The sequence below is a fragment of the Vreelandella gomseomensis genome (assembly GCF_031451645.1).
GTDB classification, from domain to species: domain Bacteria; phylum Pseudomonadota; class Gammaproteobacteria; order Pseudomonadales; family Halomonadaceae; genus Vreelandella; species Vreelandella gomseomensis.
The window spans coordinates 124,726-149,639 of record NZ_JARWAI010000012.1 but is presented as its reverse complement, the minus strand read 5'-3'; the positions used below and the strand labels follow the sequence as shown (position 1 = coordinate 149,639).

The 24,914-nt window shown below is 61.0% G+C and carries 19 protein-coding genes; 9 read left to right on the top strand and 10 right to left on the bottom strand.

Translation table 11 applies throughout. The features are described 5' to 3' along the window. The first annotated feature begins 451 nt into the window (after positions 1-451). Positions 452-2,131 carry a methyl-accepting chemotaxis protein gene (locus QC815_RS15255; protein WP_310540732.1) on the top strand — a complete coding sequence of 560 codons (1,680 nt, stop codon included), beginning with the start codon at positions 452-454 and terminating at the stop codon, positions 2,129-2,131. A 92-nt stretch (positions 2,132-2,223) separates the two neighbouring features. Here the strand turns inward: QC815_RS15255 and preA are convergent, their stop codons facing one another. The 4 genes from preA to QC815_RS15235 are packed head-to-tail and all read right to left on the bottom strand — an operon-like array spanning position 2,224 to position 7,330. Further along, the gene (gene preA / locus QC815_RS15250; protein WP_310540730.1) at positions 2,224-3,558 is read right to left on the bottom strand and encodes an NAD-dependent dihydropyrimidine dehydrogenase subunit PreA; all 1,335 of its coding nucleotides are present in this window, start codon (positions 3,556-3,558) and stop codon (positions 2,224-2,226) included. Continuing rightward, positions 3,555-4,934, bottom strand: a complete 1,380-nt coding sequence (locus QC815_RS15245) for an NAD(P)-dependent oxidoreductase (protein WP_310540729.1) — start codon at positions 4,932-4,934, stop codon at positions 3,555-3,557. The genes preA and QC815_RS15245 overlap by 4 nt, the downstream gene beginning before the upstream one ends. A gap of 58 nt (positions 4,935-4,992) precedes the next feature. Continuing rightward, a complete protein-coding gene (gene hydA, locus QC815_RS15240) occupies positions 4,993-6,432 on the bottom strand; it encodes a dihydropyrimidinase (RefSeq protein ID WP_230445837.1) in 1,440 nt (479 codons plus the stop codon). A gap of 31 nt (positions 6,433-6,463) precedes the next feature. After that, positions 6,464-7,330 carry a nitrilase-related carbon-nitrogen hydrolase gene (locus QC815_RS15235; protein ID WP_310540728.1) on the bottom strand — a complete coding sequence of 289 codons (867 nt, stop codon included), beginning with the start codon at positions 7,328-7,330 and terminating at the stop codon, positions 6,464-6,466. 540 nt (positions 7,331-7,870) lie between these two features. Here QC815_RS15235 and QC815_RS15230 point away from each other — a divergent pair. Further along, the gene (locus QC815_RS15230) at positions 7,871-9,391 is read left to right on the top strand and encodes an NCS1 family nucleobase:cation symporter-1 (protein WP_310540727.1); all 1,521 of its coding nucleotides are present in this window, start codon (positions 7,871-7,873) and stop codon (positions 9,389-9,391) included. A 60-nt stretch (positions 9,392-9,451) separates the two neighbouring features. Here QC815_RS15230 and QC815_RS15225 read toward each other — a convergent pair whose 3' ends face one another. Further along, positions 9,452-10,354, bottom strand: coding sequence for a LysR family transcriptional regulator (locus tag QC815_RS15225; RefSeq protein WP_230445840.1), 903 nt, complete (start codon positions 10,352-10,354; stop codon positions 9,452-9,454). A gap of 160 nt (positions 10,355-10,514) precedes the next feature. Between QC815_RS15225 and QC815_RS15220 the strand changes: the two genes are divergently transcribed. Beyond that, positions 10,515-13,205 carry a bifunctional diguanylate cyclase/phosphodiesterase gene (locus tag QC815_RS15220; protein WP_230445841.1) on the top strand — a complete coding sequence of 897 codons (2,691 nt, stop codon included), beginning with the start codon at positions 10,515-10,517 and terminating at the stop codon, positions 13,203-13,205. Here QC815_RS15220 and QC815_RS15215 read toward each other — a convergent pair. Genes QC815_RS15215 through QC815_RS15195 form a run of 5 tightly spaced genes read right to left on the bottom strand, consistent with a single transcriptional unit; the run spans position 13,202 to position 17,925 of the window. Continuing rightward, positions 13,202-14,221, bottom strand: coding sequence for a CobW family GTP-binding protein (locus QC815_RS15215; protein ID WP_310540724.1), 1,020 nt, complete (start codon positions 14,219-14,221; stop codon positions 13,202-13,204). The genes QC815_RS15220 and QC815_RS15215 overlap by 4 nt on opposite strands. Positions 14,222-14,223: 2 nt before the next feature. Continuing rightward, complete coding sequence (gene moaA, locus QC815_RS15210) at positions 14,224-15,216, bottom strand: GTP 3',8-cyclase MoaA (protein WP_230445843.1); 993 nt, start codon at positions 15,214-15,216, stop codon at positions 14,224-14,226. Beyond that, the gene (gene moeA, locus QC815_RS15205) at positions 15,213-16,460 is read right to left on the bottom strand and encodes a molybdopterin molybdotransferase MoeA (protein WP_310540722.1); all 1,248 of its coding nucleotides are present in this window, start codon (positions 16,458-16,460) and stop codon (positions 15,213-15,215) included. Before moeA ends, moaA begins: the two co-directional genes overlap by 4 nt. After that, entirely contained in the window at positions 16,457-17,068 is a 612-nt protein-coding gene (mobA, locus tag QC815_RS15200; protein WP_310540720.1) for a molybdenum cofactor guanylyltransferase MobA, read from the bottom strand. Before mobA ends, moeA begins: the two co-directional genes overlap by 4 nt. Next, positions 17,065-17,925: a formate dehydrogenase accessory sulfurtransferase FdhD gene (locus tag QC815_RS15195; protein ID WP_230445846.1), complete on the bottom strand. Its 861-nt coding sequence runs from the start codon at positions 17,923-17,925 to the stop codon at positions 17,065-17,067. The genes mobA and QC815_RS15195 overlap by 4 nt, the downstream gene beginning before the upstream one ends. 123 nt (positions 17,926-18,048) lie before the next feature. Here QC815_RS15195 and QC815_RS15190 point away from each other — a divergent pair, with 123 nt between their 5' ends. From QC815_RS15190 to QC815_RS15165, 6 genes are all read left to right on the top strand, one after another. Further along, positions 18,049-18,489: a DUF3305 domain-containing protein gene (locus tag QC815_RS15190; protein ID WP_230445847.1), complete on the top strand. Its 441-nt coding sequence runs from the start codon at positions 18,049-18,051 to the stop codon at positions 18,487-18,489. Beyond that, positions 18,486-19,097 (top strand): DUF3306 domain-containing protein, encoded by a 612-nt coding sequence (locus QC815_RS15185; RefSeq protein WP_310540718.1) that lies wholly within the window; start codon positions 18,486-18,488, stop codon positions 19,095-19,097. The genes QC815_RS15190 and QC815_RS15185 overlap by 4 nt, the downstream gene beginning before the upstream one ends. A gap of 249 nt (positions 19,098-19,346) precedes the next feature. Beyond that, on the top strand, positions 19,347-21,101 hold the full coding sequence (locus QC815_RS15180; RefSeq protein WP_310540716.1) for a 4Fe-4S binding protein: 1,755 nt from the start codon (positions 19,347-19,349) through the stop codon (positions 21,099-21,101). 3 nt (positions 21,102-21,104) lie between these two features. Further along, positions 21,105-21,719 carry a TorD/DmsD family molecular chaperone gene (locus QC815_RS15175; protein ID WP_230445850.1) on the top strand — a complete coding sequence of 205 codons (615 nt, stop codon included), beginning with the start codon at positions 21,105-21,107 and terminating at the stop codon, positions 21,717-21,719. 98 nt (positions 21,720-21,817) lie between these two features. Beyond that, a complete protein-coding gene (locus QC815_RS15170; RefSeq protein WP_230445851.1) occupies positions 21,818-22,018 on the top strand; it encodes a twin-arginine translocation signal domain-containing protein in 201 nt (66 codons plus the stop codon). A 24-nt stretch (positions 22,019-22,042) separates the two neighbouring features. Next, positions 22,043-24,898, top strand: a complete 2,856-nt coding sequence (locus QC815_RS15165; protein ID WP_230445852.1) for a molybdopterin-dependent oxidoreductase — start codon at positions 22,043-22,045, stop codon at positions 24,896-24,898. The last annotated feature ends 16 nt before the right edge of the window (positions 24,899-24,914 follow it).

Below are 24,914 nucleotides of genomic sequence, written 5' to 3'. Positions count from 1 at the left end.
GGCACGTTCTTCAGTGCAGAGTTCAGAATATGACATGGATACAACACCCTACCGGTTTGGTCAGGTGTTGCACTCAGAATTTGCGGCCGAGTTGTTTTCTAGGCGCAATAGTGCTCCCGGCGTGATGAATCGGCAGTGCCAAAGCTACATTAGTAAGTAACGAAATTAATGCCGTTATAGTCCATACACACATGATTGAATATTATTCGATAACATAGGTTAAGTTTAAAACTTTGTTCATAGATTAACAGTTCCTGATTATTGACTGGTTGCAAAGAGTTGGGAGTTTAAATAATTTTGGGTTTTCGCTAAAGTGGCATTTATCTTGGCCGATAAAGTTTTGCGTACAAGATAAAAGATTGTTCTTATAATCCAAGCCATCGGTCAGTCTGCGGCTAGGTTATCAAGATCATCTAAAGTGAATATACCTAGCCAGGAGCAGTACCGCACCATGAATCGTCTACTCAGCAATGTGTCCGTCAAGATGGGGTTAACCCTCGTTCTTGCTGTCTTTTCGTTATTAATTATCGTTATCGGCTTTCTTGGTTATCGAGCGGGCGAAGAGGGTAGCGCTTCGCTTAGAGAGGTTGACCGTGCGGCGGATCAAATGCGCGAGGTTAACCAAGGCCAGTTATCGGTAGCAAACGCACAGCTTTTTTATGTAAACAGTTTTGTCGCGAGTTATGAAGGCGATGCTCGCTCGGCCCGTCAATACCTGGCGGAAGCCCAGGACATGCAGGAAAATGCGCGAGATCATTTTGACCAATTTGAATCGATCGCCGTGCCGGCGCCCCGTGTAGACACCTTGATAGCAAGCTTCGAACGCTTGATCGAAGAGGGGCTGTTGCCCCAGGAAGCGGCGCTGGCCGCCGGTGACGAGGACGCTTTTCGCAACGCAAGAGAAACGGCCAGTGATTTGAATCAGCAGTTCATCGAGGCGAGCAGGGCTTACAACGATTACATGGCGGATCAAAACAAGCTCATGGTCACCGATTATGAAAGTGACATGCAGCTGCTTGGCTACATCGATATCGCCGTGTTGGTACTGGCGGCATTAATGGTGCTGTTCGTTCGCATCGCCATGGTAGGGGCGATTGTCAAACCGCTCAACGAGGCGGTAGAGCACTTCGAGCGCATCGCGCAAAATGATCTTTCCGGCAACGTCACCGCCCGGGGCCGCAATGAAATCGGCAAGCTGTTCAGCGCCATGCAGTACATGCAGGGCAACCTGGCCAAAACCGTCTCTGAGGTACGCGATAGCAGCGGCTCCATTCATATCGGCGCGCGTGAAATCGCCTCCGGGAATGCGGATCTGTCATCGCGAACCGAGCAGCAGGCGGCATCGCTTCAGGAAACCGCCGCCAGCATGGAACAGTTGACCACCACCGTTAAACAGAATGCCGATAACGCCCGCCAGGCGAGCCAGTTGGCGAACGATGCCTCAAGTACCGCAGGGCGTGGCGGCGAGGTGGTCGAAAACGTCATTACCCACATGCACGGGATTTCCGACAGCTCCCAGAAAGTGGCCGATATCATCGGGGTGATCGACTCCATTGCCTTCCAGACCAATATCCTGGCGCTCAATGCGTCGGTGGAGGCAGCACGCGCGGGCGAGCAAGGGCGTGGTTTTGCGGTGGTGGCAAGCGAAGTGCGTAATCTCGCCAGCCGCAGCGCCGACGCCGCTAAGGAGATCAAGACACTGATCGAGGCGTCATCCAGTCAGGTCAAAGAAGGGTCGGCACTGGTCGAAAGCGCGGGTGACACGATGCGTGATGTCGTCTCCTCGGTGCGCCGTGTGACGGACATCATGGATGAAATTTCATCGGCGTCTCAGGAACAGAGCGCGGGGATCGAGCAGGTCAACCAGGCCATTACCCAGATGGACGAGGTGACGCAGCAGAACGCCGCGCTGGTTCAAGAGGCCTCCTCGGCGGCAAGCTCGCTGGAAGAGCAGGCGGCCAAGCTGGAAAGCGTCGTGTCCGCCTTCCGTCTGGCGGAAGGCGAAAGCCGCACCCAGCATGCCCCGCTTACAGCGCCCCAAGCGCAACCGGCGTTAAGGCAGCCTGCCGCCCAAAGTGGCAAAAAGGCGAAGGCCGAGCAAACCGCCGACCAGGACTGGGAAGAGTTTTAAGCTTCGCGGCTGACGCTGGATAACGATAAAGCGGCAACAAAAACGCCACCGCCCTCACTCAGTGGGGGCGGTGGCGTTTTATGGGGCGTTGATCAAGAGGCCGCGCGGAAGGGGTTGCGCGGGTCGTCATCCCAGGCCAGGAAGGGCTTGCCGGTTTCCTGGGGCACCATGGTGATGCAGTTCTCCACCGGGCAGGTGATCTGGCACAGGTTGCAGCCCACGCACTCTTCCTCGATGACTTCGTAGCGGCGCGCGCCGTCCTGTTCGGTGAGCTTGGCAATCGACTGGTGAGAAGTATCCTCGCAGGCGATATAGCAGCGGCCGCACTCGATACACAAGTCCTGGTCGATCTTGGCGATGGTCTTGAAGTTGATATCCAGATGCTTCCAGTCGGTGGTCTGGGGGATCGCCTTGCGCGAGAACGCTTCGATCGAGTCGTAACCTTTTTCCGCCATCCAGCGGGAAAGCCCGTCTTTCATCTCTTCCACAATGCGAAAGCCGTTGAGCATCGCCGCGGTACATACCTGCACACTGCCTGCGCCGAGGGCGATAAACTCCGCCGCATCCCGCCAGGTGGCAATGCCGCCAATGCCAGAGATTGGCAGCGTGGGCGTCGCCGGGTCGCGGGCAATTTCCGCCACCATGTTCATCGCGATGGGTTTGACGGCGCTGCCGCAGTAGCCGCCGTGGGTGCTCTGGTGGCCCACGGTGGGTTTGGCGACCATATTGTCCAGGTCGATACTGGTGATCGAGTTGATGGTGTTGATCAGCGACACCGCATCCGCACCGCCGCGCAGTGCCGCTTGGGCGCCCACACGAATGTCGGTGATATTGGGGGTCAGTTTCACAATGACTGGCTTCGAGTAGTGCTTCTTGCACCAGTAGGTGACCTTCTCGATCAGGTCGGGGTTTTGGCCCACCGCCGCGCCCATGCCGCGTTCGGGCATACCGTGGGGGCAGCCCAGGTTAAGCTCGATGCCATCGGCGCCGGTAGCTTCCACTAACGGCAGAATATAGGCCCAGGCCCCTTCATTGCAGGGCACCATAATGGAAACGATTAATGCCCGGTCGGGCCAGTCCTTCTTCACCTGGGTGATTTCTTCGAGATTGATCTCAAGCGAGCGGTCGGTAATCAGCTCGATATTGTTAAAACCGATCACTTCGCGGTTCTTGCCGTAGTGGGCCGAATAGCGCGACGACACGTTCACTGCGGGCGGCTCTTCGCCGAGGGTTTTCCACACCACGCCGCCCCAGCCCGCTTCATAGGCGCGTACCACGTTGTAGGCCTTGTCGGTGGGCGGGGCGGACGCCAGCCAGAACGGGTTGGGGGCTTTGATGCCGGCGAAATTGACTGATAGATCAACGCCGTTGACCACGCTATCGCCGCTGTCGTGCTTGCCTGGTGGGGTAAAATTGAGGGTGTTCATGCGGCCTCCTGCTTGGCGACGAGCGCCTGATGAATGGCGTGGGCGGCAAGCTTGCCGTGCTGCACGGCCTGAACGGTGAGATCCTGGCCGGGTTTTACACAGTCACCGCCGGCGTAAACGTTGGGCAGCGAGGTGCGCAGCATGTCATCCACCTGAATGCGCTCGCCGTCGCGGGCGAGTTCGGCGGCGGTGGCGTCGCGAAGGCTTGCCCCTTCAAAGCCCTGACCAATCGCCTTGAAGATGGCGTCGGCGGCAATCTCGAAGGTGTCGCCGGTCGCTGTCAGTTGCCCCGCTTGTTCGCGGGTCTTGGCAAAGCGCATGCCGGCCACCCGGCCTTGGCTGTCCAGCAGAATGTCGTCGGGCTGTGCCCAGGTGACCATGCGCACGCCGTTGGCTTTGGCGATCTCCTGTTCGTGGTCGGTGGCGGACATCGCCTCGACGCCGCGACGGTAGACCAGCGTTACCTCGCTGGCGCCCAGGCGGGCCATCTGGGTCGCCATGTCGATGGCGGTATTGCCTGCGCCAATCACGATGCAGCGCTTGGCCACGGCGAGGCTGCCCAGGTCATCGGTTTGGCGCAGGGTCTTGATGTAGTCCACGGCGGGCATCAGGCCGGGTGCTTCATCGCCGGTAAGCCCCAGGGCGCGGCTGGTACCTAGCCCAAGGCCGAGAAATACACTGTCGTACTGCTGATGCAGGGCGGCCAGTTCCAGGTTGTCGCCCAGGCGCTGGCCGTACTGGATGTCGATGCCGCCGATCTCGAGCAGAAACTCGACTTCCTTGCGGGCGAAGTCATCGGTCATCTTGTAGCGGGCGATGCCGTACTCGTTCAGCCCGCCGGGCTTTTGCTCGGCCTCGAAGAGGGTCACCTGATGGCCGAGCATCGCCAGTCGGTGCGCGCAGGAGAGTCCCGCGGGGCCTGCGCCGACCACGGCAATATGCCGACCGGTGGTGGCAGCCCGCTTGAACGGGTGGCCATCGAACTGCATGTTGTCGGTGGCGTGACGCTGAAGCAGGCCGATCAGCACCGGTTGGCACTCGGCGTCGTGGTTGCGCACGCAACTACGCTCGCAGAGGATTTCGGTGGGGCACACCCTGGCGCAGCTGCCGCCCAGGATGTTGGCTTCCAGGATGGTTTCCGCCGCGCCGTTGATGTTGTTTTCGCTGATCTGGCGAATGAAGCTCGGGATGTCGATTTCCGACGGGCAGGCCTCCACGCAGGGCGCATCAAAGCAGTAAAGACAGCGCTGGCTTTCGATCATCGCCTGTCGGTGCGTCAGCGGTGGGTGAAGATCGCTAAAGTTGCTTGCCAGCGTAGCTGGGTCGTAAGTGCCGACCTCTTTGGCGCTGGGTAGATGGTTCAGTTGGCTAGTCACGGTAGAGCCTCCGCTGTTGTTATGGGCACAGCTGTTGGTCTTGGTCGTTCTTTATGGGTCAGCGCTTGACCGCCATCGGCGCATTCAGCTCGGCGCGCTTGGCCAGCAGCTCGAACATGCCGGGGTAGGCGGGGCGCTCCAGGTAACGGCCTGCGCCGCGCTCGGCGCGCAGCTCACCGTCGCGCCATACCCATTTGCCCTGGCTGATGGTGTGGCGGGCGATGCCGCGTACCGTCTTGCCTTCGAAGATATTGAAGTCGACGTTCTGGTGGTGGGTCTTGGCGGAAATCGTCCGCGTGCCATTGGGATCCCACACCACGATATCGGCGTCGGCACCCACCTGAATGGCGCCCTTGCGGGGGTAAAGGTTGAAGATTTTGGCGGTGTTGGTCGACGTCAGCGCGACAAACTCCTGGGGCGACAGCTTGCCGGTGTTGACGCCTTCATCCCACAGCACGGCCAGGCGGTCCTCGACCCCGGCGGTGCCGTTGGGAATCTTGGTGAAGTCGTCTTTGCCTGCGGCTTTTTGATCGGCACAGAAACAGCAGTGGTCGGTGGCGGTGGTCTGCAGGTTGCCGGACTGCAGACCATGCCAAAGCGCTTCCTGATGGCCTTTAGGGCGGAAGGGCGGGCTCATCACGTGGGCGGCGGCGCGGCCCCAGTCGGTATCCTGGTAGACGCTGTCGTCGATCAGCAGGTGGCCGGCCAGGCATTCGCCGTAAACCTGGTGCCCCTGGTCCCGGGCGTAGGCAATTTCGTCCACGGCGTCCTTGGTGGAAACGTGCACCAGATAAATCGGTGCACCCAGGGTGCTGGCGATACGAATGGCGCGGCTGGCCGCCTCGCCTTCTACCTGGGGCGGGCGCGAAAGCGGATGGGCCTCCGGTCCGGTAAGGCCCTGGGCGAGCAGTTTCTGCTGCATGTGGTAGACCAGCTCGCCGTTTTCAGCGTGAACCGTCGGCACCGCGCCCAACTCCAGGCAGCGCGAAAAGCTCTCCACCAGGATGTCATCGGTGGCCATGATGGCACCCTTGTAGGCCATGAAGTGCTTGAAGCTGTTGACCCCGTGCTTCTGCACCAGGGTGCCCATTTCCTCGCGCACGCTATCGTCCCACCAGGTAATCGCCACGTGGAAGGCAAAGTCGGTGGCGGCCTTTTCCGCCCAGCCTTGCCAGGTCTCAAAGGCTTCCAACAGCGACTGTCCGGGCTGGGGGATCACGAAATCGATGATGGACGTGGTGCCGCCCGCCAGCGCGGCCGCGGTGCCGGTATAGAAATCCTCACTGGCCACGGTGCCCATGAAGGGCAGCTGCATGTGGGTATGGGGGTCGATACCGCCGGGCATCACCAGCTGGTCGCTGGCATCGACGACTTCACAACCATCGGGTATGTCTAAATCAGTGCCGATAGCGTGAATCTTACCGTCAACGCAGAGCACGTCGGCGCGGTAGGTATCGGTATTGGTGACGACAGTGCCGCCCTTGATCAATAGGCTCATTGCTCGCTCCTTTGCTTATCAGGTGGCCGGGCTATTCGCCGTCGGTCAGGCGGGTGTAGGTCTCCGGGCGGCGGTCGCGGAAGAACTGCCAGTTGTTGCGTACCTCGCGAACCATGTCCAAATCGATTTCGTGCACCAGCAGTTCGTCTTCTGTTTCGCTGGCCTGGGCCTCGATCTTGCCGCGCGGGTTAACGATATAGCTGGAGCCATAGAAATTGCCGATATTCCAGGGTGCTTCGGTACCCACGCGGTTGATGGCGGCGATAAAGCAGCCGTTGGCCGCGGCCGAGGCGGGCTGCTCCAGCTCCCAAAGGTACTGGGAGAGCCCGGCGACGGTGGCGGAAGGGTTGAAGATCACCTCGGCGCCGTTGAGTGCCAGCGCCCGCCAGCCTTCCGGGAAGTGACGGTCGTAGCAGATATAAACGCCGATCTTGCCAAAGGCGGTATCGAACACCGGCCAGTTGGATTTACCCGGCTTGAAGAAGAATTTCTCCCAGAACCCGGCTACCTGTGGAATATGGGTCTTGTGGTACTTGCCCAGGTAGCTGCCGTCGGCGTCGAATACGGCCGCCGTGTTGTAGTAAACGCCGGTCTCGGTTTCCTCAAAGACGGGTACGATGATGACCATGCGGTGCTTGGCGGCGAGTTTCTGCATCATCTGGCAAGTGGGGCCTTCCGGCACCCGTTCGGCGGCGGCGTACCACTTGGTGTCCTGACTGGGACAGAAGTAGGGCTGGTTGAACACTTCCTGGAAGCAGAGTACCTGCACGCCCTGCTCGGCGGCTTGTTCGACCAGCGGCAGGTGGGCCTCGTTCATGGCATCGCGAATCGCCGCCGGTTCCAGGTCGGTGCTGGTTTTTAGCCCCATTTGGATCAGGCCGATTTTCATCTTCTGCATCAGACACGCCCTCTTAATCAGTATTAGGCCAAAGTATTAGTTTTATTTGATGTTCTGTTTCAGCGAGAAACTTCCAAAGCTGACTGTTTCGACAGCTTTTAAGAAAGTATCGTCAGGTTGTGCGTTTTAGCAAGTGAGTCGGTGGTTTTTTTAAGATGCAGCTTAACTCATTGAGTTAATTTGACTTTTTTATTCAAGCGTTGCGCGCTCCCTAATCTGGTGAGGGCGCGCACTGTTTTGGAGTTTTTAATTAATGATTATTAATCAGTTGGTTAGTGTGTATTATTGAAAATAAAGACAGTTTTTGATGTTTGAAGTTGGTGCAAATATTTTTTTTGATCTAGCCTTTTTTAGTCTGCTGGGTATTCGGTGACTCAGAAGTCGGCAAGATGACGACAACAATAAAATTCTTGTCCTGGAAGACAGTTTTTTGATCAATAAGTTAAGTGACTAGGGTGGCTTAGTCGGCACGCTTATTGCTTGAAACAACCTCAGACCGTGAGGGTTTTCTGGGAAGCGGATGACACTGAGGAGAGACCAATGACGAAAACAACCTCTCAGATGGTAGACCGAGAAGGGCTGATTGAATTGGATGTGGGAGACGATGTTCGCGATAGCTCGCGCTTCAACAAGGACATCGCGCCCACCCAGGCGAGTGAACGAACCTGGACTAAATGGAATATTGCTGCGCTGTGGGTGGGGATGGCGATTTGCGTACCCACCTACACACTTGGGGGTGTGTTGACCGCCTACTTTGGCTTGAGTGTGGGGGAGGCGTTGTTCGCCATATTACTGGCCAACGTGATTGTCTTGATTCCGCTCACGCTCAACGCTTTTCCGGGTACTAAATTCGGGATTCCGTTTCCCGTGGTCCTGCGCTCTTCGTTCGGGATCTTTGGCTCCAACGTGCCGTGTCTGGTTCGGGCGCTCGTCGGCTGTGGCTGGTTCGGGATTCAGACCATGTTCGGCGGACTGGCCATTCACCTGCTGCTTTCCGAATTAATCCCCGCTTGGGCGGCACTGGGCGGCGTCGGTGAAGTCATCGGCTTTTTCGTGTTTGGCGCGATGAATCTTTATGTGGTCATTCGCGGTGCGGAGTCGATCAAGTGGCTGGAAACCCTGGCCGCACCGTTGCTATTGGCGGTGGGTATTGGCTTGATGGTGTGGGCGTGGCCGCACACCTCGATGACCGAGCTGCTGGCGCAGCCGCCGTCGCGTCCCGAAGGTGCGTCAGTGTATGGCTACTTCTTTGCCGGGTTAACCGCCATGGTAGGCTTTTGGGCGACGCTGTCGCTGAATATTCCCGATTTCAGTCGTTTTGCCAAAAGTCAGAAAGATCAGATTGTCGGGCAGGTGATTGGCCTGCCGTTGACAATGTTTTTCTTTGCCTCACTGGGTGTAGTGATGACTGCTGCCTCCGAGACGCTTGTCGGTCAAACCGTGGCTGACCCGGTGCGGTTGATCGGCTATATCGATAGCCCGTTCTGGGTAGTGCTGGCGATGCTGCTGATCATTATCGCCACGATTTCTACCAACACGGCCTCGAATATTGTCTCGCCGACCAATGATTTTCAGAATATTGCGCCCAAAATGATCAATCAGACCCGTGGTGTACTGATGACCGGTGCGGTGGGTGTGTTGCTGATGGGCTATGACCTGCTCCAAAAAGCGGGCATCATCCCGCCAGGGGTATCGCTTGAACAGATGTACTCCAACTGGCTGCTGGGGTATTCCAGCCTGCTTGGCCCGATCGCGGGGATCATGGCGGTGGATTATTTCCTGATCAAGAAGCAGTGCCTGGACGTCCCCAGCCTTTACATGGATAACCATGCTTACCCCGCCGTCAATATCGCCGGCTTTATCGCCTTTGGCGTACCGGTGGCGCTGACCCTGATTGCGCTGACCACGGGGACGATGTACTGGTTCTACGACTACGGCTGGTTTACCGGCTCGGCGCTGGGCGCGATCGTTTATTACATCGCAAGTCAGTTACTGGCCACGGCCCCGATGGCCGGCCCCGCGCCGGTGGCTGACCGGGAGCCCAGCGAACAGCTCCCCTAGGAAGACGCTTGCCTTCCTGAGACACACCCGGCCACGCGCCGGGTGTTGGCGTTTTGGGGCCTAGGGCGACTCGATAAACTGCAGGAAGGCCTCCACCACGCGGTTGGGTCTTCGGTCGCGGCGGGAGATCAGCGCAAAGGGAATGCGATAGTGCTGGCGCGGGCTGTCCAGCGCGCGCATCTTGCCTGCCGAGACCCATTGCGCGGCCACGTGTTCGGGAAGAAACCCTATGAAACGCCCGGTGAGAATAAGAAAGGCCGCGCCTTCACGGTCGGAGGCCGAGGCACGCAGGCTTAGCGCATCGTGGGCTTGGCGCGCCTCCACCGGCAGCGGGTAGCGGGGTGAAATCGCCGGGTAGCGGGCCAGCGCCTCGAGCGTCAGCGCATCACCTGCCCGGTCAAACAGCGGATGCCCGGTGGCGCAATACAGATAGGACGGTTCGTCGTATAGGTGCTGGGTATCCAGGCTGGTGGGCAGGTTTACTGCAGGCACCACGCCGACGTGCAGGTGGCCGTCCATCACGCCGCGAATCACCGCATCCGAGGGCTCCATGTGAATGTGCAGGGTGACCTCGTGCTCCGGCGCGCTCAGCCGGGCCAGCGCATGGGTAACGTGCATGGCGGGCAGGGTCACCAGGTTGTCGGTAATGCCGATATTCAGCTCGCCCTTGATCGTCTGGTGCAGCGCGTTGACGTCGCTTTTGAAGGTTTCCAGCGCCGTCAGCAGCGTCAGTCCCGCCTGGTAGATTTCCTTGCCTTCCTCGGTCAGGCTGAAGCCGCCGCGGCCGCGCTGGCAAAGCGAAAAGCCGAGCCTACCCTCCAGGTCGTTCATGTGCTGGCTGATGGCCGACCGGCTGATTCCCAGCGTGGTCTCCGCCGCCGTAAAGCCACCGCACTCCACGACCGTCTGAAAAATACGGATCAGGCGAATCTCGTAGTCGCTCATTTGACCAAGCGCGGGCATGGCAGGCTCTCATGACGGATCATCAGTGGATTTATTGGTAGGCACGTTGAAAAGGGGCGATATACTTTTCACAAATAGCCCTTCAATATCATGTGTGTTTGGGCTTATGTTAAAACGTTATCGTCATCTTAATGCCACTTTATGACAAGGCGCCTGCGCAATGCCACAACCTGTTATCCCGCTCCCGGCCGATTTGGCGAAAAAATACCGTCAGCAACGCCATGGCGCCTTGACGCTTTACGGGGTGGCATTACTGCTGTTGCTGAGCATTTTTGCGTGGCTGCTTTACGAGCAATATCGTCAGGAAATTCATGTGATTCAGTCGCGCAACGCCGCCAGGGCCGATGTCGCGGCCGAGTGGGCGAAAGGCGTTTTTGCGCAAAGCGACCAGGCATTGATGGGCATTGCTGAGCTGATTGCCTATGAGGGCATGCCCACCCGGGGAGACGCCCAACCGCTACAGCGGGCATTGCTCAACCGCAGCCGCTATGTGGACTGGATCGATGATATCGGGATCATCGACGCCGACGGTATTGTGCGAGCCAGCGTGATCAGCACGGAGCAGGTCGGTCGCGATCTGAGCGGTTCGACGTTCTTTAAATCGTTTCGCGACCAGCAGACGCGCACCAATCTGGTAACGCCGCTGTATTCATCCTCTCAGGACGATCGCTACTTTCTGTATCAGGCGCGACGTTTGACCCTCGACAACGGCGAGTTCAACGGCATCGTGGTGGCGCGGATTTCCCCCCGGGTGTTCGATCGCGCCCTGCAGCGCCTGGGCGTGACCGAGGGTGAGAGCATTGCTCTGGTCGACAGCGAGCTCAAGCTGATCGCGCGCTTGCCCGCGCTGGAGGATCCTCTGCCCTCCGGTTGGCAGATCGACAGTCCCGAAACCCTGGACATGATCGAGCAGGGCGCCGAGGAGTGGATGCTGCAAATGACCTCGCCGCTGGACAGCCGCGAGCGGCTGTTCCAGATGCAGTGGATAGAGGGACTGCCGCTGCTGCTGGTGGTCGGCGAAGATGTTCAGCTTCAACTGGCCAGTTGGCGCCAGCGTGCGGGCATACTGACCGGGGTTGTGGTGCTGATCGCTCTGCTGGGCGCCTGGGGCGTGCGTCATTATCTGAATCGGCTAAGGGTCGAGCATCGCCTCTATCAGAGTGACGCCGAGCTGAGGATTTCCGCCACGGCGTTTCAAACGCACCTGGGCATGCTGATTACCGATGCCAAGGGGCACATCATGAAGGTCAACGATACCTTCACCCGGATCACCGGCTACAGCGAAGACGATGTCGTGGGCAAGCGTACTCGCATGCTCAACTCGGGGCGCCACGACGCCGCCTTCTATCGCAAGATATGGCGTCGTGTGCAGGCCACCGGGAGCTGGGAAGGCGAGGTCTGGAACCGGCGCAAAAACGGCGATGTGTTTCCCGACTGGCTGACCATCAGCGCCGTCTACGACCCGCAAGGCACCCTGACACACTATGTCGCGACAATGAGCGATATCAGCGAACGTAAGGCGGCGGAGCAAGAGATCCACCAGCTGGCGTTTTACGACCCGCTGACCGGGCTCGCCAACCGTCGGCTGTTCATGGATCGTATGGAGGCCGCACTCAAGGAGGCCAACCGTCATTCACGCTGCGGTGCCCTGCTGTTCATCGATATCGATAATTTCAAGCAAGTCAACGATACCCTCGGACACTTTGCCGGCGACCAGCTGCTGCAACACCTGGGTCGCCAGATGGGGCAGGCGCTGCGTGAAACCGATACCCTGGCGCGGCTTGGCGGCGATGAGTTCGCCGTGCTGATCGAAGGGCTCGGTCAACGTCGTGAGCACACCGCCGAGCTTGCCGAAAGCATTGCGCAAAAACTCCAGGATGTCATGCAGCAGCCCATCGCCCTTGAGGAAGATAGCGTCAGCGTCACGGCGAGCATTGGCATTACCGTGGTGAGTGATCCGTCCAGCACGGTCGACGACTACCTGCAGCAGGCCGACATGGCGCTGTTTCAGGCCAAACGCAACGGTCGCTCCTCGCTGAGCTTTTTCGACCCCACCATGCAGGCCGAGCTGCTGTCGCGGGTGCGTCTGGAAAACGAACTGCGCGAGGCGCAGGCCAACGACGAGTGGCGGCTTTACTACCAGCCCCAGGTCGATCAGGCAGGGCGCTGTATCGGCGTGGAGGGGCTGTTGCGCTGGCAGCACCCCGAGCGCGGCCTGGTCTCGCCGGGCGTTTTCATACCGCTGCTCGAAACCACCGAGCTGATCAATCCGGTGGGCGACTGGGTGCTGGAAACGGCCTGCCGGCAGCTGGCGCAGTGGGCCCATCACCCAGCGTTTGCCGAGCTCAGCGTGGCGGTCAACGTCAGCCCGCTGCAGTTCCGGCAGGTGGATTTTGTCGCCAAGGTGGAGGCCATCCTGCAGCGCACCCAGGCGCCGTGCCACAAGCTCAAGCTGGAGGTGACCGAGTCATTATTTCTTGAGGAGCGCGACGATGCCCGCGACAAGATGCTGCGGCTCAAGCAGAAGGGCGTGCGCTTCTCGCTGGATGACTTTGGTACCGGCTATTCATCGCTTGCCTATCTTGCGCACCTGCCGCTGGATCAGCTGAAGATCGATCAGTCCTTTGTCCAGCAGGTCATCCACAGCAAGGCCAACGCGGCGATTGTGGAAAGTACCATCGCGCTGGCGCAAAGCCTGTCGCTTGAGGTAATCGCCGAGGGTGTCGAGCGCGATGATCAGCAGGCCTGGCTGCTGACACATGGCTGCCGCACCTACCAGGGATATCGCTATGGCCGGCCGATGCCGCTGGACGCGCTGGAGGCGATGCTATCGGCCGAGTCGACGATCTAGGCGGTCAGGGTGCGCGCGAAAGTGGCTTTTAGGTTATCGGGAGTAGGTGCCCTGGCTACCGATGTCTCGGGGGCAATCACTTCGACGCGGGAATCCTGTCGCCAGGTGGCCGGCGTGACGCTCAGCGTGCCGCCGGCGCGGTTGAGCTGTCGCCAGCCGCTATCGGTATGGAAGACGCCTTTGACGCGCACGCCCGGGGGCATTTCGCCCAGTTGGGCTGCGAGGCGATCCAGGTCGAACACATCGCTTGGATGCCAGCGCAGTCCGGTGCTCGCGTAGCCAAGCGACGTGCCGGTCTCGCACTGGGGCGCGCCCGGTGCCGGCGGCATGTCGAAAAAGCCGCCCTCAAGGCTTGGCGGCGCGGAGAGCGGCTGGTGGGCCTCCGGAACGTTGCTGTTACCCTGCGCGTGCCCGCCTTCCAGCAGGCGGGCCAGCGGCAGGTTGCCATCCTGGACTTCGTGAACCCACTTGCGTGGTGGCCAGCGCTCGGCAATGAAGGCATGCGCCGCGCTGAGCTGCTGGGCGGTACTTTGATCGCGCATGGTCAGAGCGACCGCGTCGGCAATTTCCAACTGGTCGCGGAAGGTCTCGTGCGCCACCACGCGCGGCTCGTCCAGGCGGCGCGGATCGAGCGTTGCCAGAATATCGCGCACCTCGACGACCCCCTGAAAGGCGTCGCCGCGCAGCAGATCCACCAGGCCGGCGGGGTGACCCAGGCCGGAAGGCTCGATGATCACACGGTCGGGTTGGCTGCGCGCCAGCAAGTTGACCAGTGCGGCCTGCAGCACGAACGCCAGCTGGCAGCACAGGCAGCCACCGGGCAGGCCTTTGACGACGACATCGTGGCGGGTATCGAACATTGCCTGGTCGATACCGATCTGGCCAAACTCGTTGACCAGGATCGCCCATTTTTCATCCACAGGCTTCTGCTCGATCAGGCTGTGGATAAGCGTGGTCTTGCCGCTCCCCAGAAAGCCGGTGACGATATGGACGGGAACGTTCGACAGTGCCGCCATGCTCAGCCGCCGGTCATGTTCATGAAGCGTACCACCTGCACGTCGCCGTCGGTGGTGAAGTGATGGCGCTCGGGCTTGAGCGGCAGGGCGTTGATGATGGCATCTTTCAGCGCCTGCATGTTGCCCGGGTGACGGCGCAGTACGGCGCGCAGATCCACCGAGTGCTCGTTGCCGAGGCATAGCAGCAAGCGCCCTTCGACGGTCACACGCACACGGTTGCAGGTATCGCAGAAATTATGGCTGTGCGGCGAGATGAAACCGACGCGACTGTTGCTGTCGGCCATCCGGAAGTACCGCGACGGGCCGGGCGTGGTTTCCGGGGTGGCGATCAGCGGATAGCGGGTTTCGATCAGCGCCTGGACGTCGTCGCTCGAGTAGAAGGTTTCTGCGCGGGAGTGGTCGGACACGTCGCCCAGCGGCATCTCCTCGATGAAGCTGATATCCAGGCCTTCCCGGCGGGCGAACTCGACCAGGTCGAGCACTTCATCCTCGTTGCGCCCCTTGAGGATGACCGCGTTGAGCTTGATGCGCTCGAAGCCGGCTTCCTTGGCGGCACGGATGCCGTCGATGACTTTATCAAGATCGCCGGTGCGGGTGAGCTGCTTGAAGCGTTCCGCGTCAAGCGAATCCAGGCTGATGTTGAGACGCCGCATGCCGCCAGCGTATAGCTGCTTGGCGTGCTTGCGCAGGCTGGCACCGTTGGTGGTCATGGTGAAGTCGTTGAGGCCCGGCATCGAGCCGATTTCATCCACCAGCTGGGTGATGTCGCGGCGCACCAGTGGCTCGCCGCCGGTGAGGCGAATTTTCTCGACGCCGAGCTCGGTGAAGGCGCGGGCGACCATGGCCAGCTCTTCCAGCGTGAGCACCTGGGCGCGCGGCAGGAAGGTCATTTCTTCGCTCATGCAATAAACGCAGCGAAAGTCACAGCGGTCGGTTACCGAGATACGCACATAACTAATGCGGCGGCCAAAGTTGTCGATCAGTTGCTCGGTCATAGCCATTCCGTTAGTGGTTGTATGCTGACGACCTCGCCTGGTTGCACACCATCTTGGTCATCGGCTAGCTCAATCAAGCAGTTAGCTGCCACCATCGAGGTTAATATGCCCGACCCCTGGGCGCCGGTGCTACGTACGCGTAGCTGTCCCTGTTTGTCACTATGGTAGACCCCACGAAGGAAGTCTGTCCGTTGAAAACGGCTCTTCAATGCGTCGTCGGCAATCGCGTTGAGCCGGCGGGGCGGTGTAACGGGCTGTCCTTGCAGCCGTTGCAGCAACGGCACGACAAACTGCAGAAAGGTTACCATGACCGCAACGGGATTGCCGGGCAAGCCGACGAAAGGCGTGTGCGATGCGCCCAGCCAGCCGCAGGCCATGGGGCGGCCCGGTCGCAAGGCCACCCGCCAGAATGCCAGCCGACCCAGCTTTTCCAGGGCGTCGCGGGTAAAATCGGCGTGGCCTACCGAGACCCCGCCGCTGGAAATCACCAGGTCGCAGTGCGTCGCGGCGTGGGACAAGGTGTCCTTAAGCGCGGTCAGCTCGTCTGGCAGAATGCCCAGGTCGACCACCTCAGCGCCGTGTTCGGTAAGCAGCCCCGACAGCGTAAAACGGTTGGCATCGTAGATGCCGGCGCTGGGCAAGGCTTCACCAGGGGCGGTGACTTCATTACCGGTGGAAAAAATCGCCACCCTGGGGCGCCGGCAAACCGTCACGGCAGCGTATCCCAAGGAGGCGGCAAGGCCCAGCGCGGCGGCGTCCAGTCGCGTGCCTGCAGGCAGGGCGACGCTTCCCGCGGCAATATCCTCTCCCGCCTGGCGGACGTTCTGGCCGCGTTTGACGCGCTCAGGGGCGCCGATCACCACGCCTGTTGCCTGCTCGCTTAGCTGCTCGCGCATGATTACCGTATCGGTTCCCGGCGGCAGCGGTGCGCCGGTGGTGATGCGTATGCACTGCCCGGCGGCAACGCGGCCTGCAAAGGCCTGCCCGGCAAAGGCATCGCCGACCAGGGCCCAGTCGATAGGTGCGTCCTGTGTCCAGGCCAGCGCCACGCCATCCATCGCGGCGTTGGTATTCTGCGGCACGTTGATGGCCGCCGTGATGGGGTCTGCCAGCCGGCGGCCATGGGCCTCGGCCAGCGCCACCTGTTCGCTGCCCACGGATCGTTCGACCAGCGTGGCCAGTGCCGTCCGCGCTTCCTCCACGCTGAGCATCTGTTCGCCGAGTTCAAAGCAGGACAGGGTCATGGCGCGGCCGGTTTTGTCTGGGGGGCTAAAGCGGCTTCCAGGCGGAACTTTTCTTCCTCGGTGTTGAGGTTGGCAAAGGCGTCCGGGCAGTCGGACATATCCACCTTGCACCACGCATGGCGGGCGTACCAACGGTCGATCTTGCGTTCGCCTTCGCCAAGGGTTGCGGCGAGGTCATCGGCAAGCGAGGTGCGCAGCAAGGCCACCACGGGGTGAAGCCGCTCGCCGTCGAAGGCAACGCCGATATCATGTTCGCCAATGCCTGCGATCATACGTGCCACCAGGTCGTCGGGCAGGGCGGGTGAGTCGCAGGGGGCGACCAGCAGCCAGGGCGTTTTGGCGGCGCGCAAGCCGCTGTAGATGCCCATCAGCGGCCCCTTGAAGCCGCCTTCGGCGTCTGCAATGACGCGGTCGGCGAACAGGCCGTAAGCATCAGCGTTGCGGTTGGCGTTGATCAGTAGCTCGGCCACTCGGCCGTCGAAGCGCTGAACCACGTGGCCCACCAGCGGCAGCCCGGCGAAGGGCTCGAGGCCTTTGTCGCGGCCACCCATGCGGCGGCCTTCGCCGCCGGCGAGAATCATGCCGGTAAGATCATGCGTGGGGATCATGAGCGCGCCTCTTGATTGGCCGCGCGAGCGCGGGGCGGGCGCGGCGGAATGGCATCCAGGGAGAGTCGGCCTGCGGCATTGATAGCCTGGAAGTGCTTGCCCTTGGCGCGGGCAATCAGCATGACGCCAAATCGTTCGGCCAGCTCGACACCTTTCTGGGTGACGCCCGAGCGCGAGACCAGCACGCTGATGCCCATCTGGGCGACCTTGAGCACCATTTCCGACGTCAGGCGCCCGGTGGTATAGAAAATATCCGCATCGGCGCTGTCTGCCTGCTGCAGCCACTGGCGACCCGCCAGCGTATCCACGGCGTTATGGCGGCCCACATCTTCCACGAAGTCCAGCACGTCATGCTGGCGGCAGAGCGCGCAGCCGTGCACCGCTCCGGCGCTGCGGTAGGTTTCATTGTAGGCGTTGAGATTTTTCAAGAGCTGGTAGAGCGTTGCCTGGGTCAGGCGCGTGGCGGGCAGCTCGGTCAGATCGGTCTGATCGAGCAGCTTGCCGAACACCGTGCCCTGGCCGCAGCCGGTGGTCACGGTGCGCGTGCTGAGGCGCGCTTCAAGATCCTCGGGCAGGTGACCGGTTACCACCACGGCGGCTTCAACCTCCCAGTCGACCTGAACGACGGACAGGTCGGCGGCGGCGCGCAGCAGGCCCTGATTACGCAAGTAGCCGACCACCAGTGCTTCCGGGTCGTCACCCAGCGTCATGAGCGTGACGATTTCACGCTTGTTGAGATACACGGTCAAGGCCCGCTCGGCGGCGATGGCCTGCCGACGGGTATCGCCAAATTCGTCTACCACGTCAATCTCGGTGGTGGCCGGTAAGCGGGCTCGGCTTAGCTCCAGGGCGGGCATCCGCGATCCTCATGGTACGTACAATGTTTGAGTTGACGATGATGGCGCTCGAAAGGCTTACTTGTCTACCCGAACCTAGCTATCCGGACGGGACTTTTAGAACCACGCAGAAGGGTCTATGCGATGACCGATAATCTCCGCCCGTTAAGCATCTCGCTGGTCGCCGAGAAAAAGCAGGTAAGCCGTTTCAGCGAGACACAGTGGCGCATCAATGAGCTGACGCTGGGCGAGCAGGGCCCGCATGTGCTGTTTTTGCAGCTGTTCATGACCGAACGGGCGGCTTACCGCTTTAACCTGACCGCCGCGACGCCGCGCCTCTTCGTGCGCGCCGGCTTTACCGGCCAGGAACCCGCGCCTGCCGCCATCACCGCCAGCCAGGATGTCGCCGCCGGATGGATGGATGGCGAGCAGCAGGTGCTGGAGGTGGCCATGCCGATGGCGATCCAGATATGGATTGAAAGCTATCTGGCCCGCCATGGCGAGGCGCCGATGGAAATTCGCAAGAAGAAGCACAAAGGAGCCGGGCGCGCTAAAGAAACGCCTACCCAGGAGAAACCGCAATGAGTCGATTAGAACGCTGGTCGCGTATCAAGCGGGGCCTCGAGCCTGACGAACCATCGCCGGACGCAAGTCACGAGGTGCCCGCACCGCACGACGCTCAGCCGCCGCCTTCGGAAGCTCGCTCCTTTGACGACACGCTGGAAAGCGACAGCCGCGACGACGCCAACGAGACCGCCACTCAAGCCAAGGCGCCACCGCCCCCGGGAAGCCTGGATGACACCTTGCCCGACCCGGACACGCTGGCCGCTGGCAGCGATTTCAGCGGCTACATGGTGCCTGGCGTGAGTGCGGCGCTTAGGCGGCGGGCGCTGAAGCGCCTGTGGTCGACCGGTAACTATAACGTGCGTGACGGGCTGGATGACTACGACATGGATTACACTCAGCAGCTCAAGCCCATGGCCACCGACTTGGCCGGCAAGCTGCGCCGCTGGGTCAAGAAAGCCGATGAAAGCCTGGACACGGGTGAAGAAGACGCGTCGATAGATGAGCCGGCCGCATCCACGACCGCTGATAACCAGACCACGCCGTCAGAGGCTGGCGATGACGAGCCAGCGAGCGCGCAGAGATCGACACTAGACGACCAGTCTGATAACGCTCAGACCAAAGCATAAGGTGGGGTGTTAATCTATAAGAAACAAGATGTTGTGATGAAAGCGGGATAACAGCGTTGAAAGTGCCAGGTGCAAAAACCTTGGCAAAGCCTGCTCAGTCACCATACGCTTGAGCAAGGAACGAGCCGGCGATCAAAAGAGGACGGATCGACTGAGCAAGTGCTAGGTATTGGCACAGCCGTTATGCCACAATAGTAAAAAAGTATGATCAACTATTATAAAAAAATGATCCTCTGACCGTGAGAATGCATGAATCAACGAATCCAGCTGGCGTCGATAGACGATCAGCGTAACGCCGAAGCCCGAGAAGCGGTACGCCAGCGTATCTCGTGGCCAGCGAACCTAACGCCCGCCAACGTGACCTATCACAGTCGTGGTCACGCGCTCATCATTGGTGCGAGCGATACTGTCGAAGCGGCTGCCCGCGCCCTGCAGGGCAGCGGGCTCGCGTCGTTGACGCTGCTGACAGTGGGCAGCAACGAAGCAGCCGCGCCGTTGCCCGAGCCAGCATCGTCAGACGCGGCCTCACAGGATGCCTTGCCCCAAGGTCATGCTCAGCCGCTCGTCCGCCATGCCCTGAGCACGGCCCAGCGAGATGCCCTGCGTATCAGCGGCCATCTGGGTGCGTTCGAGGTTCACATCGACGACGGCGGCAATCTGCTCAATCTGGCCCGGGCGTTTATCGACCGTGACCATTTCGACGTAGTGCTGGATCTGAGTGTCTACCCGGTGATGGCGACCGAGCTGCCGCCGCCCGGCTATGTGCTACTCGACTGGACTGACGTCGACCGCCGCCGCGACGCGGTGGATGCGGTGGCTGAGTTGGTCGGTGAGTTCGACAAGCCGCGTTACTTCCAGGTCAACAGCGATCTCTGCGCGCATTCCGCAAGCGGCAACACCGGCTGCACCCGCTGCCTGGACGTGTGTCCCGCTGATGCCATCAGCAGTCATCAGGGGCGTATTGAATCGCAGATCGAGATCGACCCTTACCTGTGCCAGGGCGTCGGCAGCTGCACCAGCGCCTGCCCCACCGGCGCCATTGAATTTCGCCTGCCCGATACGCGCCGCCAGCAGGACACGCTGTCCACCTGGCTGGCCGCCTACCGCGAGGCCGGCGGTCAAGCGCCGGTGCTGCGCTTTATCACCCATGACGCCCAGGACGCTGAACAGGCGGCCGGCATTACCCCCGCCGGGCACGTGCTGGACATCCCTTTGGAAGAGCTCGGGGCGGCCGGTCACGACCAGTGGTTGACGGCCCTGGCCAGCGGTGCCGCCGAAGTGCGTATCCAGGCGCACCCCGAGATGCCTCCCCGCCTGAGCGCCTTCCTGGCGGATCAAGTGAGCCAGGCGCAGACACTGTTGACCGCCCTCGGGCACGACCCAGCCCGCGTGCAGCTGCTGGCCGTTGGCGATGCCGAGGCGCGCGACGCGCTGCCCATGCTGACTCCGTTGACCGATCAGCCGCTGACGCTGAACGAGCCCAATAAGCGCGCCCGCCTGAATATCGTGCTGGCTCGCCTGGCCGAGCTGGGTGCGCCGAGCGGTCAGCGCCACGCCATGCCGCAAGGCGCTGCGTACGGGAGCATTCAGGTCGACAGCGATGCCTGCACGCTGTGTCACGCCTGCGTCAGCAGCTGCCCGACGCCGGCGCTTTCCTCCGGGGGCAAGGTGCCGTCGCTGAACTTCCGCGAGGCGGATTGCGTGCAGTGCGGGCTTTGCGAACAGGCCTGCCCTGAAGATGCCATCACGCTGATGCCGGGCTTTCTGGCCGCCGAGACGCGGGAAACGCGCCAGGTGTGCCATGAAGAAGCGCCCTTCGAATGCATCGGCTGCGGCAAACCCTTCGCCACGGCCAGCACGGTCGCCAATATCAAGGCCAAGCTGGCGGATCACCCCTATTTTGCAGGCGACGCCATGCTGCGTCTGGAAATGTGCGAGGACTGCCGGGTGAAAGACGTCTGGAAAACCATGATTCGTGATCCCGACGCCCAGCTGAGGATATAAGCCATGACGCAATCTGTTCCCGCACTGAACGAAGCCGACGCGTTACGCGCTGATATCTATCGGCTTTTGGCAGCGCTGCTCCGCGAAGCGCCTAGTGACGAGCTGCTCGGCTGGCTGGCCTCGCTGGACATCGAGCAGGATGGCAGCCGCCTGGCCGAGTGCTGGCGCGGGCTTAGCCAGGCCGCTGACAGTGCCGATACGGCGCGTTTGAAGCGCGCGCACTTCGCCCACCTGGTGGGCGTGATTCAGGGCGACATCGTGCCCTATGCCTCCTGGTACCGTAACGGCGAACTGATGGAAGCGGCGCTGGTGGCACTGCGCCGCGATCTTGGCGCGCTGGGCTTCGAGCGCAGCGAGCACACAAAGGATCCCGAGGATCACCTGGCCGCGCTGTGCGAAGTGATGGCCATGCTGATCGACGCGACGAGCACGGATCAGGCGCACTTCTTCATGCACCATCTTGCCCCTTGGGCAAGCGATTGTTTCGACGACTTAGGGCAAGTCGACACGGCTTTTTATGCAGCGCTCGGACAGTTGGGTAGCGCTTACATGGAGAGCGAAGAGGCCCGCCTGGCCATTGAGGCGAGCCATGCCCCGGTAAGAATCGTAGAACCTTGACGTGACGCGCTTACGCGTTGATTCACCGTCGGGTGAGCGCGCGGCAGCCATAGCAAAAGATAAAACGGCCAAAGGCCATGGCAAGAGAGGAGAACACCATGCAACAGTCACACAATCCTGAGCGCCGCCGGTTTATGAAAACCGTGGGGTTGGGAACCGCGGCCGCAGGCGCGGCGGCCGCAGTAGGCCATGTCACCTTGGCGCAAGCCGATACCGCTCCCAGCGACGCTGAAAAACCGACAAAAAATTACCGTGAGACCGACCACGTCCGTGCTTTTTACGCCTCGTTGCGTGACTGACGGCGCAATGCCAGGAGAATTGCCATGCGTTTAACTCGCAAAACAGACACTCCCAAAGCACCCGGCCTGGGTATTTCGCGCCGCCAGTTCATCAAGCGCAGCGGTGCGGCTACCGGCGGTGTTGCCGCACTGGGTTTCATGGGCGCGCCCATGATGCGCCGAGCGGAATCGGCGGATAAGACGCCGGTGCTGGATTCCCCGGTGGAAACCAAGCGCACGATCTGCTCGCACTGTTCGGTGGGCTGTGGCGTCTACGCCGAAGTACAGGAAGGCATCTGGACCAAGCAGGAGCCGGCCTTCGATCACCCGATCAACCGCGGCGCGCACTGCGCCAAAGGCGCTTCGTTGCGCCAGCACGGCCATTCCACCCGTCGCCTGAAGTACCCCATGAAGTTGGTGGGCGGCGAATGGGAGCGCATGAGCTGGGAAGATGCCGTCAACGAGATTGGCGACAAGCTGCTCGAGTTGCGCGACGAACACGGCCCCGACAGCGTTTACTGGCTCGGTTCGGCCAAGTTCAACAACGAGCAAGCGTACCTGATGCGCAAGCTCGCCTCCATGTGGGGCACCAACAACACCGACCACCAGGCGCGTATCTGTCACTCCACGACCGTGGCCGGGGTTGCCAATACCTGGGGTTATGGGGCGATGACCAACTCGCTCAACGACACCCACAACAGTAAGGCGATCCTGTTCATCGGGTCGAACCCCTCCGAGGCGCACCCGGTGGCGATGCAGCACTTCCTGATTGCCAAGGAGCGTAACAACTGCCAGATCATTGTGGCCGACCCGCGCTTCACGCGTACGGCCGCCAAGGCCAACAAATACGTGCGCCTGCGTCCGGGTTCCGACGTTGCCTACGTCTGGGGTCTGCTGTGGCACATCTTTGAAAACGGCTGGGAAGACAGCGAATACATCAACCAGCGCGTTTACGGCATGGACGATGTACGCGCTGAAGTAGCCAACTTCCCGCCGAGCGTCGTCGAGGACATCACTGGCGTCAGCGAACAGGACATGTTCGACGTGGCCAAGACCCTGTCCGAAAACCGTCCGGGGTGTGTCGTCTGGTGCATGGGCGGTACCCAGCACACCACGGGTAACAACAATACCCGCGCTTACTGCATCCTCGAGCTCGCGCTGGGTAACATCGGCGTGGCTGGTGGCGGTGCCAACATCCTGCGCGGTCACGACAACGTGCAGGGGGCGACCGACCTGGGGCTGGGTTCCGATTCGCTGCCAGGGTACTACGGTCTCTCGGAAGGCGCTTGGCAGCACTGGTCCAACGTCTGGAACGTTGACTACGAGTGGCTGCAGGGCCGCTTCGACGATACCGAGTACAACGATGGCAAGCCCATGAACAGCGCCGGTATCACCGTGTCGCGCTGGGTGGACGGCGTGCTGGAGGAAGACGAGAACATCTCCCAGCGGACCTCGCTCAAGGCCATGTTCTACTGGGGCCACGCGGTCAACTCCCAGACCCGCGGCGTCGAAATGCAGCAGGCCATGAAAAAGCTCGAGATGATGGTCATCGTCGACCCGTACCCGACCGTGGCGGCCGTCATGCACGACCGCACCGATGGCGTGTACCTGTTGCCGGCAGCGACCCAGTTCGAAACCACCGGCAGCGTGACGGCGACCAACCGTTCCCTGCAGTGGCGCGACAAGGTCATCGACCCGCTGTTCGAGTCCAAGCCCGACCACGAGATCATGTACCTGTTTGCACGCAAGCTCGGCTTCGGTGACGAGCTGGTCGCCAACTATCAGATGAACGGCGACGAACCGCTGATCGAAGATATCCTGCGCGAAATCAATCAGGGTATGTGGACCGTCGGCTATACCGGTCAGAGCCCCGAACGCCTCAAGGAACACCAGAAAAACTGGCATACCTTCAGCTTCGAGAACCTGCGTGCCCAAGGCGGCCCGGCGGATGGCGACTACTACGGTCTGCCGTGGCCCTGCTGGGGAACCGCCGAGTTCAAGCACCCGGGGTCGCCGAACCTCTACGATCCGAGCGTACCGGTGATGGAAGGCGGTATGGGCTTCCGTGCCCGCTTTGGTATCGAGCGTGATGGCGTCAACCTGCTGGCCGAGGGCTCAGCGCCGGTTAACGGCGATATCGACGACGGCTATCCCGAGTTCAACGACCAGCTGCTCAAAGATCTGGGCTGGTGGAACGACCTTACCGCCGAGGAAAAGCAGGCAGCGGAAGGCAAGAACTGGAAAACCGACTTGTCCGGCGGTATCCAGCGGGTGGCTATCGAGCATGGCTGCGCGCCCTACGGCAACGCCAAGGCGCGTGCGGTGGTCTGGACCTTCCCGGACGCAGTGCCGAAGCACCGTGAGCCGCTCTACTCGACGCGCCGTGACCTGGTCGACAAATACCCGACCTGGGACGACTTCGACTCGATCATGCGCCTGCCGACCATGTACAAGAGCGTGCAGGACGGCGCCCCCTCGGTGGATGACTATCCGATCATCCTCACCTCCGGGCGTCTGGTGGAGTACGAAGGTGGCGGTGAAGAAACGCGCTCCATGTCGTGGCTTGCTGAACTGCAGCAAGAGATGTTTGTTGAGATCAACCCCGCCGATGCCAACGATATCGGCATCAGCGACGGCGATGAGGTGTGGGTTGAAGGCGCCGAAGGGGGCCGCGTGAAAGTCAAGGCGATGGTGACACCGCGCGTTGATCGCAAGGTCGCCTTCATGCCGTTCCACTTTGGCGGCATGTTCCAGGGTGAGAGTCTGGAAGGAGTCTACCCGGAAGGCACCGCGCCTTATGTCATTGGCGAAGCCGCCAATACGGCGACTACCTACGGTTACGACCCGGTGACACTGATGCAGGAAACGAAGTGCACCATCTGCCGCATCGAGCGTGCCTGAGGCCCGCCCAGACCTG